The sequence below is a fragment of the Phenylobacterium sp. genome, assembly GCF_036963605.1.
Taxonomy (GTDB): Bacteria; Pseudomonadota; Alphaproteobacteria; order Caulobacterales; family Caulobacteraceae; genus Phenylobacterium.
In genome coordinates this window covers 25,864-44,044 of sequence record NZ_JBALUY010000021.1, presented here as the reverse complement: position 1 = coordinate 44,044, position 18,181 = coordinate 25,864, and the positions used below count along the sequence as shown (strand labels likewise).

Sequence of the window (18,181 nt, the reverse complement as noted above, 5' to 3'; positions counted from 1 at the left end):
GTGGGCGACGGCCCGCAGAAGGACGAGCTGGCCGAGCGCTATCGGACGGCGGTGTTCACCGGCTCGAAGTTCGGCGAGGAGCTGTCGGCCCATTTCGCCTGCGCCGACGTCTTCGTCTTCCCCTCGCTCACCGACACCTTCGGCCTGGTGATCCTGGAGGCGATGGCCTCGGGCACGCCGGTGGCGGCCTATCCGGCGCCTGGCCCCATCGACATCATCCCGGGCTCTGGCGCTGGCGCGCTCGCCACCTCGGCCACCGAGGGGCTGAAGGAGGCCTGCATGGAGGCCCTGGCGCTCGACCGGAAGGCGGTGCGGGCCTTCGCCGAAACCTTTTCCTGGAAGGCCTGCGCCGAGGACTTCGTGCGCAACCTGCAGCCCTATCCCGAGCCGGAAAAGACCCGCTTCTGGCGGAGACTGCGCCGCCTGGCCCGGGTGCGGCGGCGGCCGAAGGCGGCCTGAGAGCGCGAGCGCCCAAGTCGCGTTCTTCGGCCTTTCCCCTCTAACCCGTCTTGGTCGGGCTTGACCCGACCATCCATGAACACCGGAGAAGCCGCGGTGTTCATGGACCCTCGGGTCAAGCCCGAGGGTGACGATGTTGGGGAGTTGGCTACGAACCCCCTCACCCCCCTAACGCCGTCATCCTGGGCCTTGTGCCCGGGATCCCTCGCGCCGCTTGCGCTTAGCCCTCGACAGGGACCCTCGGGACAAGCCCGAGGGTGACGCAGCTGTGGGCACGCGCGCTTGCCCGTCATGCGCCCCTGACCGACAGTGCCGCTGCGCCGGAAGGTTGCGGCGCGTCTTGGGATCACCGCCATGCCCCTTCTGTTCGACCGTCGCATGTTGATGGCCTTCGGGGCCGCCGCAGCCCTCCCCCTGTCGGCCGCCCGCGCCCAGGCGCCGGCGCTAAGCCCCGCCGACGCCGCCTTCGACGCCCTGGGCGCCGCCTGGCTGGAGGCCAATCTGCGGCTCAGCCCGATCACCGCGACGCTGTGGGGGGATCATCGCCATGACGACCGGCTGGATGATCTGAGCCTTGCAGGCTGGGCCGCCCGGCGGGCCAGCGCCGCGGCCTTCCTGGCGCAGCTGAACGCCTTCACCCCGACCGACCTGTCCCGCGAGCGGCAGGTGGACGCGGCCATCCTGCGCAACAGCCTGGCCGGCGAGGTCTGGACCCACGACACCCTTCAGGCCCACCGGTGGGACCCGCTGATCTATCAGTCCCTGGTGGGCTCGGCCCTCTATGGGCTGATCGCCCGGGACTTTGCGCCCCTGCCGCAGCGGCTGGCCTCGGCGACCTCGCGGATGAGCGGCTTTCCGGGCCTGCTGGCCCAGGTGCGCGTCAGCCTCGACCCGGCCCGGACGCCGAAGATCCATGCCGAGACGGTCTCAGGCCAGAACGCTGGCCTGGTGAGCCTGGTCGACCTGCTGCTGGCCGAAGCCGGCGCCCTTGAGTCTGAAGCCCAGGTGAGCCTGCGCGCCGCCGCCGACCTCGCCAAGGCCGCCATCGCCGAGCATCAGGCCTGGATCGATGAGACCCTGGTCCCTCAGGCGGCCGGCGAATGGCGCCTGGGCGCCGACCTCTATGACGCCAAGCTCGCCTTCGCCCTCGACAGCCCCCTGACCCGCGCCGAGATCAAGACCGCGGCCGAGGCGGCGCTCGCCCAGGTGCGCGCCGAAATGTACGACATCGCCCGCCAGGTCCTAGTGAGCGACGACGCGCCGCCAACGCCAGCCAAGCCGACCCAAGATCAGGAGCAGGCGGCCATCGCCGCGGCGCTGGAGCTGGTCTATGCCGACCGCGCCACGCCGGAGACCCTGATCGAGGTCGCCCGGACCAAGCTGGACGCCGCCATCGAATTCGTCGCCAGCCACCCCATCGTCACCCCGCCCACCGAGCCGGTGGAGCTGGTCCTGACGCCGGAGTTCCAGCGGGGCGTGGCCGTGGCCTATTGCGATCCGCCCGGCCCGCTCGATCGCGGCCTTCCCACCTTCTACAAGATCTCGCCCATTCCAGAGGACTGGACGCCCGAGCAGGCGGAGTCCTTCCTGAGGGAATACAACAATTGGACGCTGGAGGGCCTGACGGTCCACGAGGGCACGCCGGGCCACTACCTCCAGCTCGCCATCTCCAACCGCCACCCCTCGGTGCTGCGCTCGGTCCTGTGGTCTGGAACCTTCGTCGAGGGTTGGGCCTGCTACGCCCAGGACGTGATGGTCGAGGCCGGCCACCGGGACGGCCATCCCCTCTATCGCCTCGCCAACCTGAAGTTCCTGCTGCGGGTGATCACCAACGCCATTCTCGACATCGGCGTCCATGTGGAGGGCTGGGACGAGGCCCGCGCCATGCATCTGATGACCCACGACGCCTTCCAGCAGGAGCGCGAGGCGGCCGGCAAATGGACCCGGGCCCGCGTCTCCTCGGCCCAGCTGCCCACCTATTTCGTCGGCTGGCGCGAACACTGGTCCCTGCGCCGGGAAGCCGAGGCGAAGGCCGGCGCCGCCTTCGACATGAAGGCCTATCACGACGAGCTGCTGGGCCATGGCTCCCCGCCGGTGCGAGTCTCCCACCAGCTGATGTTCGACCTGCCGGTGGGGTGAGGCGTCCCCCCACAGGCCGTCACCCTGGGCCTTGTGCCCAGGGTCCCTTGCGCCGCTTGCGCCCGCCCCGACGAGGGACCCTCGGGACACGCCCGAGGGTGACGAGGGGGTGGAGGGTGGGCTTGCGCCTAGCCCTCGCCCTGCGACCTCAGCCACCGGCTCAGCAGATACAGGTGCAGGGCGTGGGCGGCGATGTAGGCCAGGCTGACAAAGGCCAGGACCAGGCGGAAGGTCAGCCGCTGGTCAGGCTCCACCCAGAGGCTGGCCAGGCTGAACGGCATGAGCGTAAAGGCCGCCAGCAGCGGCGTGAACGACAGGGCGATCCCCCGCGGCGCCGACCAGGTCGGCCGGCGATCGAGCCCCCACTGCATGGGCAGCTTCATCCCCGCCGGCGCCCGCCGCGCAAAGGCCAGCGACATGGCCGCCAGCACCAGAACCGTAATGCCTGTGACGAAGGGCGCGCTGAACATGCCGCCAGCTTGGCAGGTTTGGCGCCCGGCTCAAGCCGGCGAGCATAGGTTCGTCTAAAGCGCCGTTTTCCGGGCGTCCGCCAGGGCGTCGCATTCGGCAATCAGACTATGGAGCGCCTCAAGATCACCGTCGGGCGGCGCAGCGACAATCGCTCTTTCCCGAATGGATTCAAGCGCCCGATCGGTAAAGGGCCCGCCGCACTCGAAGTCGTCCCAGTCATGGGATCCCTCGGTCCTATTCAGGAACGCGCGTAATTGGGTCGCCACTTCCTCAGGCGTGTGATCGCGGGTCTTCTTCAGGGGCAGTAGCTGAACGACAAGCGCGACCGGAAGGACAAGCGGCAGGAGAACGCATCCTAGCAGCGCTCCCGGCCAATACGCCAGGTCCGGTCGCTTGACCGCCATCCTAGATCAGCCGCGAGCGGATCGCCTGGGACAGGATGTCGATCAGGGTCACGGCGACGACGATCACCACGGCGATGGCCGCGACGCGGGAATAGTTGAAACTGTTCAGGCTATCGAACAGGATCTGGCCGATGCCGCCGGCCCCGATGAGGCCGAGGATGGTGGCCGCCCGGCTGTTGGATTCGAAGCGATAGAGGGCGTACGAGGTCCAGAGCGGCGCGACCTGCGGGACCACGCCCCAGGCGATTTCCTGCAGCTTGTGGGCGCCGGTGGCGCGCACGCCCTCCACAGGGCCCTTGTCGATGGATTCAACGGCTTCCGAGAACAGCTTGCCCAGCACCCCGCCGGTGTTGAGCGCCAGGGCCATGACGCCGGCGAAGGGGCCAAGGCCGACGGCGACCACGAAGACCATGCCGATGACCAGGTCGGGCACCGAGCGCAGGATGTCCATCACCCGGCGCACCGGCCACTGGATGGCCGCAGGCGCAATGTTGCGGGCGCCCAGCAGGCCGAGCGGCACGGCGATGAACACCGCCAGCGCCGTGCCCCACATGGCCATCTGGATGGTCAGCCACATCTGGCTGATGAAGAAGGGCAGAAGCTCGAAGTCCGGATTGACGAAGGCCCGGCCGAACTCGCGCATATTGTCCGAGCCTGAGAACAGCCGCGGAAACTTCTCGATCTCGGCGGGGCCGAAGCTGAGCGCCAGGACGATGGCGATCCCGCCCCATAGCAGGACGTCGAAGATCCACTGGCCCATGGGCCGCGCGGGCGGCTTCAGGGCGGCGCTGGTCGCGGTGTCGGTCACAGGCGTCAGGCTCTTCGTCTAGGGCGCAGGCGTCTGAGTCGGCGCCGCCGGGGCCTCGCCCGCCCGGGCCTCCAGGGCCTCCCGCTCGGCCTGGATGGCCGCAAGGTTGGTCTGGGCCTCGGCGATACGGGCCTGGTCGCCGGCGTTCTTGGCGTTCAGCAGGGCCTCGGTGGCCTCCATCTCCCGCACCGGCAGCAGGTGGGTGGCGTCGGCCGGCAGGAAGCCGCCGATGGAGATGGCCGACAGCAGCTTGCGCTGACGCTCGGCCTCGGGACCTTCGCCCTTGCCATAGGTCAGGAAGAACTGGCGGACCTTTTCCTTCACCGCCGGGTCCAGGTCCTTGCGCCAGACGATGGGGTCCTCGGGCAGCTTCGGCGATTCCCAGATCACCTTGACCTTGTCGGCCACGGTGGGCTGGTCGTTGGCGCGGTTTTCCTCGTCGCGGATGCCCTGCAGGCGGATGGCGGTGGAGTTGTTGGTGGCCACGTCGAGCACGCCATTGGCCACGGCGAACAGGTTGGCCTGGTGATTGGCGGCGCGGACCTGCTTGAAGCACTTCTCAGGCTCGATGCCTTCTGGCGCGAACAGATAGGTCATGGGCGCCAGCGTGCCAGAGGTGGATTTGGCGTCGCCGATGCCGAAGTCGAGGCTCTGGTCGCACCTGAGCACGTCTTCCAGGGTCAGGCCGCTGGCCGCCGTGGTGATCAGCACCGAGCGATAGCCGTCCTCGCCGGAGGGATCGAAGGTGCGGGCGAAGATCTCGGCGTCGGCCCGGCGCACGGCCTCCAGGCCCGACAGGTTGGAGAACCAGCCCACATCGGTCTGGCCAAACCGCAGGGCCTCGATCAGCGCGGTGTAGTTGGAGCCGTAGAAGGGCTTCACCGGAATGCCGATCTCCTTCTCCATGTCGGCCAGGATCGGCTTCCAGAAGGTGTCGAGGCTGGTGGAGTTCTCCGTCGCCAGGACCGAGAAGTTCAGCACTTCGGGGGCGTCGCCGGCGGTGTCGGCGCGCTCCGAACAGGCGCTGAAGCCAAGGGCGACCAGCAGGCTAGCGGCGAGGAGGCTGCGGCGGATCATTGGGGGGCTCCTTCCCAGAAGACGTCTTCGAATTCCGGACCGTAGATGTCGATGAGCTGTTTGCGGGTCAGGTCCTGGGCCGGCCCATCATAGACCACCTTGCCAGCCTTCAGCGCCACCACCCGGTCGCAATAGCGCATGGCGTAGTCCACCTGGTGCAGGGTGACGATCAGGGTCAGGCCGTCGGCCCGGTTCAGGTCGCGCAGAATCTCCATCACCCGACGGGCCGAGACGGGGTCCAGCGAGGCGACCGGCTCGTCGGCCAGGATGATCTTGGCCTTCTGAACGAGGGCGCGGGCGATGGCCGCGCGCTGCTGCTGGCCGCCCGACAGGGTGCCGGCCCGCTGACCGGCATATTCGGCCACGCCCACCCGGGCGAGCGCGGCCATGGTCGCGCCCTTGGTCTCGGCCGGCCAGAAGCCCAGCAGGCCGCGGAGGAAACCGATCCGGCCCAGCGACCCCATGGCCACATTGGTGAACAGGGTCAGCCGGCCCACCAGGTTGAACTGCTGGAAGATCATGCCGATGCGGATGCGGGTGCGCCGCACATTGCGGTCCACCCGGCCGTCCGACTGCACCTGGTCGCCAAAGGCCTCGATCCGGCCGGCGCCCTTGTCGATGGGGGCCAGGCCGCTGATGGCGCGCAGCAGTGTGGACTTGCCCGATCCAGAGGGGCCGATCAGGGCGATCATCTCACCACGGGCGACGTCGATCGAGACGGTGTCCAGCGCGCGCCGGGCTCCGAAACTCTTCGACACTTGGCGCACCGAAAGGACGGCAGCGTCAGACATGTACGGCGAATATCCCCTGGACGTCGGCGGCCGGACTCATAACCCGCGTGTGTCGCCGAGCCCCACGACGGTTTCATGACATGGGCGCCGGGCGGGGTCCAGCACGTGGCCCCCGCGCGCCCGGGATCGTGGTGTCGCAGGCGGATTTAACCCGCGCCAACCCTTGGCCGGGCAAGGTTCTGTGGCCCGCGCCCTTTACATCCGATCCATATGCCCCTATTTCGCATGGCTCCGGCGGACCCCGTTGTCCTAAGCGTTGCTAACGCCGGATTGGGTTCAACAATCTGTTGGGGGTTGCGTGAGGTGCATAAGTACCATACGCCCCTGGACCTGGTCCGTGAGCGGTCACCGGAACGTCCTGTCGCCTTTGCGCGACCGGACGCCGTGGCCCTAGCGGCGCGCTGGTTCCAGGACAATTTTAAAGGCGACGTCTTCTACGCTGTGAAGGCCAATCCTTCGCCGTGGGTCATCGAGACTCTTGCGGCGAACGGCGTGCGGTCTTTCGACGTGGCGAGCCTGCCCGAGGTCGAGCTGGTCTCCCAGCTCGTGCCGGGCGCGCGCATGGCCTTCATGCATCCGGTGAAGAACCGTCGGGCGATCTCGTCGGCCTATTTCGATCATGGGGTCCGCACCTTCGCGCTGGATACGCACGAAGAGCTGGCCAAGATCCTCGACGCCACGGGCCAGGCCGCGGACCTGAACCTCATTGTGCGCCTGGGGGTCTCGGCCGAGGGCGCGGCCTATTCCCTGGCCGGCAAGTTCGGGGTCGACGCCTATGAGGCGCCCGAGCTGCTGCTCGCCGCCCGTCGCGCCACCAATGAGCTGATGGGCGTCTCCTTCCATGTGGGCAGCCAGTGCATGCGTCCGACCGCCTTCCAGGCGGCCATGACGCAGGCCTCCCGCGCCCTGGTCCGCGCCGGCGTGTTCGCCGATGTGGTCGATGTGGGCGGCGGCTTCCCGTCGGTCTATCCGGGCATGACCCCGCCATCGCTGGCCGAGTACATGGACTCCATCGACCGCGGCTTCGCCGAGATGATGGTCCATGAGACCACCGAGCTGTGGTGCGAGCCCGGCCGGGCCCTGGTGGCGGAATCCTCCTCGGTGCTGACCGCCGTCGAGCTGCGCAAGGGCGACGCCCTCTATCTGAACGACGGCTCCTACGGCAGCCTGTTCGACGCCACCCACACCAAGTGGCCCTTCCCGGTGAAGCTGATCCGCCGCGAGGCGGACGGCGCAACCCGCGAAGTGGACGGTCCGTTGAAGCCCTATCGCTTCTATGGCCCGACCTGCGACTCCCTGGATCACATGCCCGGCCCCTTCTGGCTGCCCGAGGATGTGCGTGAAGGCGACTATGTCGAGATCGGCATGCTGGGCGCCTATGGGGTGGCGATGAACACCCGCTTCAACGGCTTCGGCGACACCGAGACCGTGGCGGTTGACGACCCGCCCATGGCCTCCATGTTCGGCCTTGCGCCCCGCGCCATTCCGGCCCCGCGCAGCGAAAGCCAGAATGTCGTCAAGCTGTCGCGGGCGCGGAGCAAGAAACGTCGGCGGCGCTAGGGGCGTTAGGCGCTCTGACACCGCATAAGACGCGACCGGTCGCTCCGTCCCGGTCGCGTCCTTCATTCATGGACGGGCGCTCAAACTCTAGGACACCAAGAGAATGAACGCTGAGGTTCAGTCCAACCGCAAGGCCGAGCTGCTGTCGTCCACCGTCGAGCATGTGGCCATCGACCAGTACGACGCCCGGCCGATCATCGACGCCATGCGTCAGATGAGCTTCACCAGCCGCGACACCGCCCGCGCCGCCGACATCTTCTCCATGGCGCTGGAAGATCCCTCCTGCTCCACCTGGCTGACGCTGGCCGGCTCGACCAGCGCCGGCGGCTGCATGCACATCTATCGCGACATGGTGAAGTACGGCCTGATCGACGCCGTGGTGGCCACCGGCGCCTCCATCGTCGACATGGATTTCTTCGAGGCCCTCGGCTTCAAGCACTACCAGGCCAAGGAACCGGTGGACGACCGCGACCTGCGCGCCCTCTATATCGACCGAATCTACGACACCTATATCGACGAGGAAGAGCTGCAGACCTGCGACGCGGTGATCAAGGAGATCACCGACCAGCTGGAGCCGCGGCCCTATTCCTCGCGGGAATTCATCTGGGAAATGGGCAAGTGGCTGGCGGCGGGCAACGCCAAAAAGCCCGGCTCGCTGATCCAGACGGCCTATGAGGAAGGCGTGCCGATCTTCTGCCCGGCCTTCACCGATAGCTCGGCCGGCTTTGGCCTGGTCAAGCATCAGGTGGAACAGATGAAGGCGGGCAAGCCGTATCTGACCATCGACTCCATCGCCGACTTCCGCGAGCTGACCGACGTGAAGATCGCGGCTGGCACCACGGGCCTGTTCATGGTCGGCGGCGGCGTGCCCAAGAACTTCGCCCAGGACACGGTGGTCTGCGCCGAAATCCTCGGGAAAGAGGTCGACATGCACAAATACGCCATCCAGCTGACGGTGGCCGATGTGCGCGACGGCGCCTGCTCGTCCTCGACGCTGCAGGAGGCCTGCTCCTGGGGCAAGGTGGACGTCACCTGGGAACAGATGGTCTTCGCAGAAGCCACCACGGTGGTCCCGCTGATCGCCTCGGACGCCTGGCACCGCGGCTCCTGGAAGACCCGCGAACGCCGCCGCTGGAACAAGCTCTTCGAAAAGAAAGCCTAAGCCTCAGGCCCCGCTCCGGCGGGGCCTTTTTCTTTTCAGGAAACGCCCCCACCGTCATGGCCCGGCTTGACCGGGCCATCCATGAACACCGGCGAACGGCTGTGCGCATGGACCCTCGGGTCAAGCCCGAGGGCGACGAAACATGGTGGGCCAGGAGACCGCGGCCCCAGGACTCAACCGCTCAACGGTTGCCACAGGCCCCTCACTCCGCATACTCCGCGCCAAAGTCGATAAGGGAGTAGCGCCGTGAGTGATGGCGAGATTTTTCCGGTGCCCGAGGCCTGGGCCAAGCGCACGCATATGGACGCCGCGGCCTATGAGGCCGCCTGCCAGCGCGCCGAACAGGATCCGGACGGCTATTGGCGCGAGGTCGGGAGCCGGCTGGACTGGTCCAAGCCCTTCGCCCAGGTCAAGGACGTCTCCTTCGCCGCCTCCGACTTCCACATCAAGTGGTTCGCCGACGGCGAGCTCAATGTCAGCGTCAACTGCATCGACCGGCATCTGCCGCAGCGAGCCGACCAGGTGGCGATCATCTGGGAAAGCGACGATCCCGAGGTCTACGACACCCTGACCTATGGCCAGCTGCACGCCGAGGTCTGCCGCATGGCCAATGTGCTGAAGGCCAAGGGGGTCAAGAAGGGCGACCGGGTCACCATCTATCTGCCGATGATCCCGGCCGCGGCCGTGGCCATGCTGGCCTGTTCGCGGATCGGGGCTGTGCATTCGGTGGTGTTCGGCGGCTTTTCCCCCGACAGCCTGGCCGGCCGTATCCAGGACTGCGACTCCCGCATCGTCATCACCGCCGATGAAGGCGTGCGCGGCGGCAAGACCGTGCCGCTGAAGGCCAATGTGGATGAGGCTCTGAAGTCCTGCCCGGACGTGACCGACGTCATCGTCGTGCGCCGCACCCGGGCCGACGTGCCGATGGTCGAAGGTCGCGACGCCTTCTATGGCGAGCTGAAAAAGACCGTCGCCGACACCTGCGAGCCTGAGCCGATGAACGCGGAGGACCCGCTGTTCATCCTCTATACCTCCGGCTCCACGGGGAAGCCCAAGGGGGTGCTGCACACCACCGGGGGCTATCTGACCTGGGCGGCCCATACCCATGAGCTGGTGTTCGACTATCGCCCTGGCGAGGTCTTCTGGTGCACCGCCGATGTGGGCTGGGTCACCGGCCACTCCTATGTGGTCTATGGGCCGCTGGCCAATGCCGCGACCACGGTGATGTTCGAGGGCGTGCCCACCTATCCCGACAATTCCCGTTTCTGGCGGGTGGTGGACAAGCACAAGGTGGAGATCTTCTACACCGCGCCCACCGCCATCCGCGCCCTGATGCGCGACGGCGACGAGCCGGTGAAGAGGACGAGCCGGGAATCCCTGCGCCTGCTGGGCACGGTGGGCGAGCCGATCAATCCCGAGGCCTGGCTCTGGTACCACCGGGTGGTGGGGGACGGCCGCTGCCCCATCGTCGACACCTATTGGCAGACCGAGACCGGCGCCTGCCTGGCCACCCCCCTGCCAGGCGCGACCCCGGCCAAGCCCGGCTCCTGCGCCAAGCCGCTTCCGGGCGTGAAGTTCCAACTGGTGGACGCCGACGGCAAGGTGCTCGACGGCGCGACCAGCGGCAATCTCTGCCTGACCGACTCCTGGCCCGGCCAGATGCGCACGGTCTATGGCGACCATGAGCGCTTCATCCAGACCTATTTCACCACCTATCCCGGCAAGTACTTCACCGGCGACGGCTGCCGCCGGGACGCCGACGGCTATTACTGGATCACCGGCCGGGTGGACGACGTGATCAATGTGTCGGGCCACCGCCTGGGCACCGCCGAGATCGAGAGCGCCCTGGTGGGTCACGAGGCCGTGGCCGAGGCCGCCGTAGTCGGCTATCCGCACGACATCAAGGGCCAGGGCATCTACGCCTTCGTCACCCTGAAGGCCGACGTCCAGATGACCGACATCCTGCAGGCCGACATCAAGGGCTGGGTGCGCCGGGAGATCGGCGCCTTCGCGGCTCTCGACGCCCTGCAGTTCGCCCCGTCCCTGCCCAAGACCCGGTCGGGAAAGATCATGCGCCGCATCCTGCGCAAGATCGCCGAGAACCAGACCGACCAGCTGGGCGACACCTCGACGCTCGCCGAGCCCGGGGTGGTGGACGACCTCGTCAAGAATCGCGTCGCGGTTTGAGCCCCGATCTTCCGGGACCGCTGCGCGGCGCCATCGAAGCCCGGCTAGAGGGCGTGTCGCGCCGCGACCTGGCCGAGCGGGCGGCCCGGGTCTCGGCCGCCTATCGCGGCGGGGGCGGCTCGTCAGGGGTGGTGCTGACCCCGGACGATGCGCTGGCCTATGCGCTGGCCCGCCTGCCGGCCACCTATGCCGCCGACATGGCCGCCTTCTCCGCCGCGGCCGAGGCCTGTCCGGACTTTGCGCCCGCAACCGTGCTGGACGCCGGGGCTGGCCCCGGCACGGCCAGCTGGGCGGCCCTGGAGGTCTGGCCGCAGATCGAGGCGGCCCTGTTGCTGGACGAAAGCGGACCCTTCCTGGACCTCGCCCGCATCCTGGCCGAGGCCGGCCCCCCGGTGCTGGCCGGCGCCGAGCGCCGGCGCGCCAATCTGACGGCGGTCCAGGCCGAGGCCTGGCCGCAGGCCGAGCTGGTGGTCGCCTCCTACGTCCTGGCCGAAATCCCGGCCCCTGCGCAGGGCGCCCTGGTGGATCGGCTTTGGGCCGCCTGCGAGGGAATGCTCGTCCTGGTGGAGCCGGGCACGCCGGCCGGCTACCAGCGTATCCTGGCCGCCCGCACCCAGCTGATCGAGGCCGGGGCGCGTCTGGCCGGGCCCTGCCCCCACGCCAAGACCTGTCCGCTCATCGCGCCCGACTGGTGCCACTTCGTCCAGCGTCTGCCGCGGTCCCGCGACCATCGCCTGGCCAAGGGCGCGGAGGTCCCGTTCGAGGACGAGAAGTTCATCTGGCTCGCCGCGGCGCAGCCAAGCATCGCCATCGCGCCGTTCGCCGCCCGGGTGCTCAGCCCCCCGCGCCAGGCCAAGCCCGGTATCGACCTGAAGCTCTGCGTTGAAACAGGCGCTCTGGAACACCGCTTCGTCCCCAGGCGCGACAAGCCCGCCTTTGCGAAGGCCCGGCGCCTGGACTGGGGCGACGCACTCTAAAGCCGTCCGCCCCTCGCGGCGCCGCATTTGCTGGCGTGAGGCGCCTGCTGCCTGCGTCGTCGCCGAAAATAGGTCTATCCGAGCGAACCCGGTTCATTTTGGGACTCGCGTCCAGGTAGCTTTGGTCCTATGGGGTGACGGCGACGGGGGCGGGCGCGTCAGGGAGCTGAGCGTGCTGAAGTTACGTCGCGTATTCGACATCGAGCATCACCATTATCTGGCGGGTTTCCAGGTCTTCCTGGTAGCTTTGCTGGCGGGCGGCCTGGCCATGGCCGCGCCCTATATCGGCCAGGAGCGCCCCGAACTTCGGGTGGCCAAGCTGACCTCGGGCCAGATGGACGCCGTGGCCTTCGCCCGCCTGACTGGCGCCATGGACCCGGCCATGCTGAGCCTGGCCGACCGGTTCGCGCCGACCCCTGTCTCCCTGGCCTTCGGCCATATCAATCGCGCCACCGGCGTCATGGAAGGCCTCGACGGCGCGCCCGAGCCCGCGGTTCTGCGCCTGCAAGACATGGACGAGGCCGAGGCGCGGCTGTGGAACGCGTCCAATCCGACCTCGACCCTGCCCAATCCGGCTGCCCGGCCCTTCCGCATTTCCGGCGGCGCCTCGCACCAGGCCCGCGCCCTCGATTGCCTGGCCGCCGCCATCTATTACGAAGCCCGCTACGAGTCCGTCGAGGGCCAGCGGGCCGTGGCCCAGGTGGTGCTGAACCGCGTGCGCCATCCGGCCTATCCGGCCTCGGTCTGCGGCGTGGTGTTCCAGGGGTCCGAGCGCACCACCGGGTGCCAGTTCACCTTCACCTGCGACGGGGCGCTGGCCCGCGCCCCCGATCCCGAGGGCTGGATGCGTTCGCGCCAGATCGCCGAAGCGGCCCTGTCGGGCTATGTGATGAAGGACGTCGGCAACGCCACCCACTACCACGCCAGCTATGTCGCCCCCTATTGGAGCCCCAGCCTGATGAAGGTGGCCACGGTCGGCGCGCACATCTTCTATCGCTGGATGGGCGGCTGGGGTCTGCCCGGCGCCTTTGGCGGCGCCTATAGCGGCGATGAGTCCGTCGGCTTCCGGGTCGCGGCCCTCAACCGTCTCTCGGGGCCTGGAGAGGTCCAGATGGTGGCCCTGACCGAGGCGGTGGACGCCCTGAGCGCGACCCAGGTCGGCGGCGATGGCGCCGGACAAGGCGAAGGCGAGCGCAACGTCCAGGTGGTCGAGGTGGCGACCATCGACCACGAGCTGGTGGCCGAACCGCAGGCCGTTGTGGCCCAGGCCGAAGGCCTGGTGCCCGCCGATGAGCTGGACTGGGCCGGACGGGTCAAGCCCCGCGCCCCGGCCCGCCTGGCCATGCCCTCCAGCGGCGTCTTTTAGGGTCCTCTCAGCCGGCGAGCCGCGGATTCTGCTCGGCGGTGAAGGCCGCCACGTCCTCAAGCAGGCCGTCGGCCGCCATCCGCACCAGTTCGCCGCCCTTTTCCGGGGTGGCCTGGGCGGGGTCTGAGCCCATGCGGCCGTCGGGATAGCGGGCCCGGAAGTCCAGGGCCTCCCGGATGGGCCCGGACGGCGCGATCTTGGGCGAATAGTCCGCCGTCTTGATGGAGTCCGGATAGGCCCACTGGGTCACGGCGATCTCGGATGGCGTCGCATGGCCCCCATGGCCGACCGGGAACTGGCGGGTGGCCAGGCCCATCACGCCCTTCAGCTCCCACCAGTTCTTCAGCTTGCAGGAAAAGCCGCGAGGTTTGCCGGCGAAGCTCGCCTCGGCGTAGAGCTCGGAGAAGGCTGCCTCGATGGTGGCCACATTGCCCCCGTGGCCGTTGAGGAAATAGATCTTCTCGAACCCGTGGGCCGACAGGGACCGGCACCAGTCGCCGATGGCGGCGATGAAGGTCGAAGGCCGCAGGGAGATGGTGCCCGGGAAGCCCAGATGGTGCTGGGCCATGCCGATATTGAAGGTCGGCGCCACCAGGATGTCGCCGCTCTTCTGCGCCTCGTGGGCGATGATCTCGGGGCACAGCCAGTCGGTGCCGAGCAGGCCCGTAGGGCCGTGCTGCTCGTTGGAGCCGATGGGAACCACGACCGTCCGCGAACGGTGCAGGAAGCCCTCGACCTCAGCCCAGGTGGACATGTGCAACAGCATGGCAGGGTCTCCGCGGTCGATGGCAGTGTCGTTGTCAGGACTTCGACATAGGCCTTCCGAGCCGGCGAGGTAAGGGCCGCGGCCGCCTCAGATGCCCGCATACCATTCGTAGCCGCGGTCTTCCCAGAATCCGCCATGGCCGCCGGCGATCTGGGCGAAGCTCTCCACCGCCTCGATCCGCATCACATATTTGGCGTGCTTGTAGCCCAGCTGGCGCTCCACCCGCAGGCGCAGGGGCGCCCCATGGGCCACCGGCAGGACCTGGCCGTTCATCTCGTAGGCCAGGATGGTCTGTTCGTGGAAGGCGTCGACCAGGTCGATGCTCTCGTAATAGAGGCCCCGATCGCCGGCCGCATTGGGGTCCAGCCGGTCGGCGCAGTGGAAGACGATGTAGCGGGCCTCCCGCTTCAACCCGGCCTCATCCAGCAGGGCCGAGAGCCTCGCCCCGGTCCACTGGCCGATGCAGCTCCAGCCCTCGACGCAGTCGTGGCGGGTGATCTGGGTCCGCGCCGGCCGGGCGCGCAGGTCATCCAGGCTCAGCGCCAGGGGCCGCTCCACCAGGCCGTCGATCTGCAGCCGCCAGTCGGAAAAGCTACTCTCGACCAGCGCCTGATAGGCCGGCTCGCCGGGGCGGCGGGTGCCATTGGCGCGGAAGTCTCGCGAAATGTCCTTGGCCTCGAACTCCCTGGCCAGGGCGCTCCGGTTCAGGATCAGCCGCTGGGCGGCCTGGGTCAGGCCCTCCGCCTTGGCAAGGCCCGCCTTGACCGCCGGGTTGCGGTTGAGCTGGTCGCAGCCGGCCAGGGTGAGGCCCAGCAGACTGGCGCCGAGGCCCGAGAGCAGCCCGCGGCGGTGCATGGGAGAGGTCATGACGGGTCTCCGTCCTGAGGCGTGGGGGCGGGCCCGGGCGCCGGACCCGCCCCCCCGGTGATCATGGCCCGCAGCTGACCGATGGGCCCCGAGGCCAGCACCATGGCCAGGTGGACGATCACGAAGGCGACGATCAGGCCCGCGGTGATGAAGTGGATGGTCCGGGCCGACTGGCGGCCGCCGAAGATCTCGAAGGTCCAGGGCCAGGCGGCGTTGACGCCGGGCGACATGCCCAGGCCCGACAGCACCATCAGCGGCAGAAGACCGAAGATCACCGCCAGATAGGCCAGCTTCTGCAGGCTGTTATAGGCATGCGCCGCAGACCCCTTGGGAAAGCGCAGGCGGGCGTGGTCGACGATCTCGACCCACAGGTGGCGCGGCGAAAGCTCACCCCGCCCCGGCGCCAGGTCCCGCCGGAAATGCCCCGAGGCCAGGCCCCAGGCCAGATAGATCAGCCCGTTGGCCGCCAGAACCCAGGCGAAGAAGAAGTGCCACCGCCGGCCATCGGCCAGGGAGCGATAGCTGGGCAGGGTGGCCCAGGCCGGGAAGCCCCGGCGCTCCCCATCCGAGAGGCCAAACAGGCCGGTGGTCTCCAGCTTGATCGGCCCGAGCTTGGTGAAGCCGGCCAGCCGGTCGCCCAGCGGCTCGGCGGTCATCGCCGCCCAGGGCTCGGCGAAGGTCGAGGTGTGGCCCCAATAGAGGGCCGGATGGGCGTTGAAGATCTGCAGCCCGCTGCCCAGCAGGACGAAGAGCGCCACCACATTGATCCAGTGGGTCAGCCGCACGGGCAGGCTGTGACGGCGGCGGCGGTGGTCGGGGGCCGCGACGTCCGGTGTCGTCTCATCCATGAACTTCGGTCCTGATCCGCCCCCCGGCAGACTAGCTCTGGAGGGCAGGCTGGAACAGGCCCGCCGCCCTATGCGCTCTGCCTTCATACGCAAACCAAGGAGGCTCAGATGTCTGGACCCGATACGAAACATCGCACCCCGGTGGAAAATCCGCCGCCGGAGCCGCCCGTCCGCAGCCAGGACGAGCAGATCGAACGCACCGGTCGCGGCCCAGAAGTGACCGGCGAGACCGAAGAGGCGCCCAAGGTCGCGGGTGAAAGCGACAGCAAGGCCTGATGACCGGCCAAAGGGGGCGTGCCGAGCGTTGCCGTCGGCGCGCGGGCGCCCCTAAGGTCTGCGCCGCCCTTTGGGGCGTAGCGGCGGGGGAAGCGGCATGGCCTGGAACGGCGGAACCGAAATCTGGGTGGGCGGGGTCAACACCTGGGAATGCGACGAGATGGGTCATCTCAATGTGCGTCACTGGGTGGCCAAGTCCATGGAGGCCCTGGCCGGTCTGGCCGCCGCCTTGGGCATGCCCGACGCGTTTTCCCCGCTTGCCCAATCCACCCTGGTGGTGCGCGAGCAGCACATCCGGTTCCTGCGCGAGGCCAAGCCCGGCGCGGCGCTCACCGCCCGCGGCGGGGTGGCGGCCATGGGCGAGGATGAGGCCCGGCTGCTCATCGTCATCCTGCACGCCGACGGGACCCCGGCCGCCACCTTCCAGACCGTGGTGCGGCACGTCACCGCCGACGGCGCCCGGGCCTTTCCCTGGCCCCGACGGATCGTCGAGGCCGCCCAGGCCCTGCAGGTGGAGATCCCCGACTTCGCCGCGCCGCGCTCCATCACCCTCAGTCCCATCGGCGAAAGCCAGGGCAGCCTTGCCAAGGCCGACGCCCTGGGCCTCAAGCGCATCGGGCTGGGCGTCATCGGCGCACCGGATTGCGACGGCTTTGGCCGCATGCGCACCGAGATCCTGATGGGCAAGATTTCCGACGGCATCCTGCACCTGCTGGGTCCCGATCGAGGCCTGGCCGAGCCCGCGGTGGAGGGCGGACCTGCGCCGCGGATCGGCGGCGCGGCCCTGGAATACCGCCTGGTGCACTTCGCCTGGCCGCGCATTGGCGACCGCTTCGAGCTGCGTTCGGCCACCGCCCATGTGGAGGAGCGCTTCCGCCTGCTGCGCCACTGGATGATCGACCCCCTCAGCGGCCGACCCTGGGCCAGCGCCGAGAATGTCGCCGTGGGCTTCGATCTGGACGCCCGCAAGGTGGTGCGTCTGGCGCCCGCCACGGTGGAGGCGCTTCAGGCCACGGCCCGTCCCGACATGGCGCTTTAGGCTGCGACCGCTGCGACCGCCTGGGCCAGGGCCTCACGCACCAGGTCCGGGCGTTCCATGGGCAGGAAGTGGCTGGTCCCGGGCACGGTCTCGATCTGGTAGCGGCCGGTGGCGGTCAGGGTCTCGATGTGGTCGTCGATCCGGCAGGTGGAGCCCTGCTCGGCCCTGAAGATCCGCACCGGGCAGGGGCAGGTTTGCGCCGCAGCCCAGGCCTGGCCGTCATAGACCGAGAAGTTCGAGGCCTCCCAGGCCGGCGCGCAGGCCAGCTCCACGCGGCCATCCTCCAGATCGTGGAAGCCCGCGGCCACATAGTCGGCCAGTTGCTCGTCCGACCAGGTCTTGAAGGCGCCCCGGCCCTGATAGGCGGCGAAGGCGGCTTCGCGGCTGTCGAACACCGGCCGGCGACGCAGGGCGCCCTGGACCATGGGCGACTGGGCGATGTCGGGGGGCGCAAGCTCCGTACGGATGGGGCTGAGCACGGGGTCGAACAGCACCAGCCGGGCGATGGCTTCGGGTGCCTGGGCCGCGGCCATCAGGCTGGTGGTCGCCCCCATGGAATGCCCCGCCACCACCACCGGGCCCTTGGTCACGTGCGGCAACAGGGCCAGCAGGTCGTCGCGATATTCCGCCCAGCCCGGCCGGTTCTCCACCACGGTGGGAAGGGTCGTGGCCCCGTGGCCGCGCAGGTCGATGGCCAGGATGCGCAAGGTCGCGCTTAAGGGGCCGAGAATGGTCCGGTAGGTCCGGGCGTTGAAGCCGTTGGCGTGACAGAAAACGATGTCGAGGGGCTGGTCGGCCGGCCCGAACTCGAGGGCCGCCATCTCGCCGCCGCGGCTGGGCAGGGGAAAGCGGCGACCCCGCGGCGTCAAATCGACCATGCCATCCATCGGCGAATCCTTGCGTCCAAAGCCGTACGTTTGCGCCGTGAAGCTGGGTCAGGGCGGGAAACCTCCATATATCCCGTCTCAACCCTGACCCAAGGAG

At 68.7% G+C, this 18,181-nt stretch carries 17 protein-coding genes; 9 read left to right on the top strand and 8 right to left on the bottom strand.

What is annotated here, in order from left to right; translation table 11 throughout:
• The coding region (locus V7702_RS06005) for a glycosyltransferase (RefSeq protein WP_335649229.1) at positions 1-459 on the top strand (459 nt) is incomplete at its 5' end.
• Between the two features lie 354 nt (positions 460-813).
• Complete coding sequence (locus V7702_RS06000; protein ID WP_335649228.1) at positions 814-2,598, top strand: DUF885 domain-containing protein; 1,785 nt, start codon at positions 814-816, stop codon at positions 2,596-2,598.
• Between the two features lie 128 nt (positions 2,599-2,726).
• Here V7702_RS06000 and V7702_RS05995 read toward each other — a convergent pair whose 3' ends face one another.
• The 4 genes from V7702_RS05995 to phnC all read right to left on the bottom strand — a co-directional run bounded on the left by V7702_RS05995 (position 2,727) and on the right by phnC (position 6,149).
• Positions 2,727-3,068: a hypothetical protein gene (locus V7702_RS05995; RefSeq protein ID WP_335649227.1), complete on the bottom strand. Its 342-nt coding sequence runs from the start codon at positions 3,066-3,068 to the stop codon at positions 2,727-2,729.
• A 406-nt stretch (positions 3,069-3,474) separates the two neighbouring features.
• On the bottom strand, positions 3,475-4,281 hold the full coding sequence (phnE, locus tag V7702_RS05990; RefSeq protein WP_442958396.1) for a phosphonate ABC transporter, permease protein PhnE: 807 nt from the start codon (positions 4,279-4,281) through the stop codon (positions 3,475-3,477).
• Positions 4,282-4,299: 18 nt separating this feature from the next.
• Positions 4,300-5,358 (bottom strand): phosphate/phosphite/phosphonate ABC transporter substrate-binding protein, encoded by a 1,059-nt coding sequence (gene phnD, locus V7702_RS05985; protein ID WP_335649226.1) that lies wholly within the window; start codon positions 5,356-5,358, stop codon positions 4,300-4,302.
• Entirely contained in the window at positions 5,355-6,149 is a 795-nt protein-coding gene (phnC, locus tag V7702_RS05980) for a phosphonate ABC transporter ATP-binding protein (protein ID WP_335649225.1), read from the bottom strand. The genes phnD and phnC overlap by 4 nt, the downstream gene beginning before the upstream one ends.
• Positions 6,150-6,452: 303 nt before the next feature.
• Here phnC and V7702_RS05975 point away from each other — a divergent pair, with 303 nt between their 5' ends.
• From V7702_RS05975 to V7702_RS05955, 5 genes are all read left to right on the top strand, one after another.
• Positions 6,453-7,709, top strand: a complete 1,257-nt coding sequence (locus tag V7702_RS05975) for a type III PLP-dependent enzyme (protein ID WP_335649224.1) — start codon at positions 6,453-6,455, stop codon at positions 7,707-7,709.
• A gap of 103 nt (positions 7,710-7,812) precedes the next feature.
• Entirely contained in the window at positions 7,813-8,871 is a 1,059-nt protein-coding gene (locus tag V7702_RS05970; protein ID WP_335649223.1) for a 1,9-bis(guanidino)-5-aza-nonane synthase, read from the top strand.
• 300 nt (positions 8,872-9,171) lie between these two features.
• Positions 9,172-11,058 (top strand): acetate--CoA ligase, encoded by a 1,887-nt coding sequence (gene acs / locus V7702_RS05965; protein WP_442958398.1) that lies wholly within the window; start codon positions 9,172-9,174, stop codon positions 11,056-11,058.
• A complete protein-coding gene (locus tag V7702_RS05960; protein WP_335649221.1) occupies positions 11,055-12,035 on the top strand; it encodes a small ribosomal subunit Rsm22 family protein in 981 nt (326 codons plus the stop codon). Before acs ends, V7702_RS05960 begins: the two co-directional genes overlap by 4 nt.
• A gap of 172 nt (positions 12,036-12,207) precedes the next feature.
• Positions 12,208-13,401 (top strand): cell wall hydrolase, encoded by a 1,194-nt coding sequence (locus V7702_RS05955; protein WP_335649220.1) that lies wholly within the window; start codon positions 12,208-12,210, stop codon positions 13,399-13,401.
• 7 nt (positions 13,402-13,408) lie between these two features.
• Here V7702_RS05955 and V7702_RS05950 read toward each other — a convergent pair whose 3' ends face one another.
• The 3 genes from V7702_RS05950 to V7702_RS05940 form a co-directional block, all read right to left on the bottom strand.
• Positions 13,409-14,167, bottom strand: a complete 759-nt coding sequence (locus V7702_RS05950) for a creatininase family protein (protein ID WP_335649219.1) — start codon at positions 14,165-14,167, stop codon at positions 13,409-13,411.
• Positions 14,168-14,254: 87 nt separating this feature from the next.
• Entirely contained in the window at positions 14,255-15,034 is a 780-nt protein-coding gene (locus V7702_RS05945) for a molybdopterin-binding protein (RefSeq protein ID WP_335649218.1), read from the bottom strand.
• On the bottom strand, positions 15,031-15,882 hold the full coding sequence (locus tag V7702_RS05940) for a cytochrome b/b6 domain-containing protein (RefSeq protein WP_335649217.1): 852 nt from the start codon (positions 15,880-15,882) through the stop codon (positions 15,031-15,033). Before V7702_RS05940 ends, V7702_RS05945 begins: the two co-directional genes overlap by 4 nt.
• Positions 15,883-15,990: 108 nt before the next feature.
• Here V7702_RS05940 and V7702_RS05935 point away from each other — a divergent pair, with 108 nt between their 5' ends.
• Together V7702_RS05935 and V7702_RS05930 are read left to right on the top strand one after the other, a co-directional pair.
• Positions 15,991-16,158, top strand: coding sequence for a hypothetical protein (locus V7702_RS05935; protein ID WP_335649216.1), 168 nt, complete (start codon positions 15,991-15,993; stop codon positions 16,156-16,158).
• 97 nt (positions 16,159-16,255) lie between these two features.
• Positions 16,256-17,197, top strand: a complete 942-nt coding sequence (locus V7702_RS05930; protein ID WP_335649215.1) for a thioesterase family protein — start codon at positions 16,256-16,258, stop codon at positions 17,195-17,197.
• Here V7702_RS05930 and V7702_RS05925 read toward each other — a convergent pair.
• Positions 17,194-18,075: an alpha/beta fold hydrolase gene (locus tag V7702_RS05925; protein WP_335649214.1), complete on the bottom strand. Its 882-nt coding sequence runs from the start codon at positions 18,073-18,075 to the stop codon at positions 17,194-17,196. The genes V7702_RS05930 and V7702_RS05925 overlap by 4 nt on opposite strands.
• Positions 18,076-18,181: the final 106 nt, after the last annotated feature.

Bases quoted from the DNA above. Each gene is read 5' to 3' on its own strand.
- phnC (WP_335649225.1), bottom strand. From the start codon at position 6,149: ATGTCTGACGCTGCCGTCCTTTCGGTGCGCCAAGTGTCGAAGAGTTTC.
- phnD (WP_335649226.1), bottom strand. From the start codon at position 5,358: ATGATCCGCCGCAGCCTCCTCGCCGCTAGCCTGCTGGTCGCCCTTGGC.
- V7702_RS05930 (WP_335649215.1), top strand. From the start codon at position 16,256: ATGGCCTGGAACGGCGGAACCGAAATCTGGGTGGGCGGGGTCAACACC.
- V7702_RS05995 (WP_335649227.1), bottom strand. From the start codon at position 3,068: ATGTTCAGCGCGCCCTTCGTCACAGGCATTACGGTTCTGGTGCTGGCG.
- V7702_RS05935 (WP_335649216.1), top strand. From the start codon at position 15,991: ATGTCTGGACCCGATACGAAACATCGCACCCCGGTGGAAAATCCGCCG.
- acs (WP_442958398.1), top strand. From the start codon at position 9,172: ATGGACGCCGCGGCCTATGAGGCCGCCTGCCAGCGCGCCGAACAGGAT.
- V7702_RS05925 (WP_335649214.1), bottom strand. From the start codon at position 18,075: ATGGTCGATTTGACGCCGCGGGGTCGCCGCTTTCCCCTGCCCAGCCGC.
- V7702_RS05940 (WP_335649217.1), bottom strand. From the start codon at position 15,882: ATGGATGAGACGACACCGGACGTCGCGGCCCCCGACCACCGCCGCCGC.
- V7702_RS05950 (WP_335649219.1), bottom strand. From the start codon at position 14,167: ATGCTGTTGCACATGTCCACCTGGGCTGAGGTCGAGGGCTTCCTGCAC.
- V7702_RS05970 (WP_335649223.1), top strand. From the start codon at position 7,813: ATGAACGCTGAGGTTCAGTCCAACCGCAAGGCCGAGCTGCTGTCGTCC.
- V7702_RS05945 (WP_335649218.1), bottom strand. From the start codon at position 15,034: ATGACCTCTCCCATGCACCGCCGCGGGCTGCTCTCGGGCCTCGGCGCC.
- V7702_RS06000 (WP_335649228.1), top strand. From the start codon at position 814: ATGCCCCTTCTGTTCGACCGTCGCATGTTGATGGCCTTCGGGGCCGCC.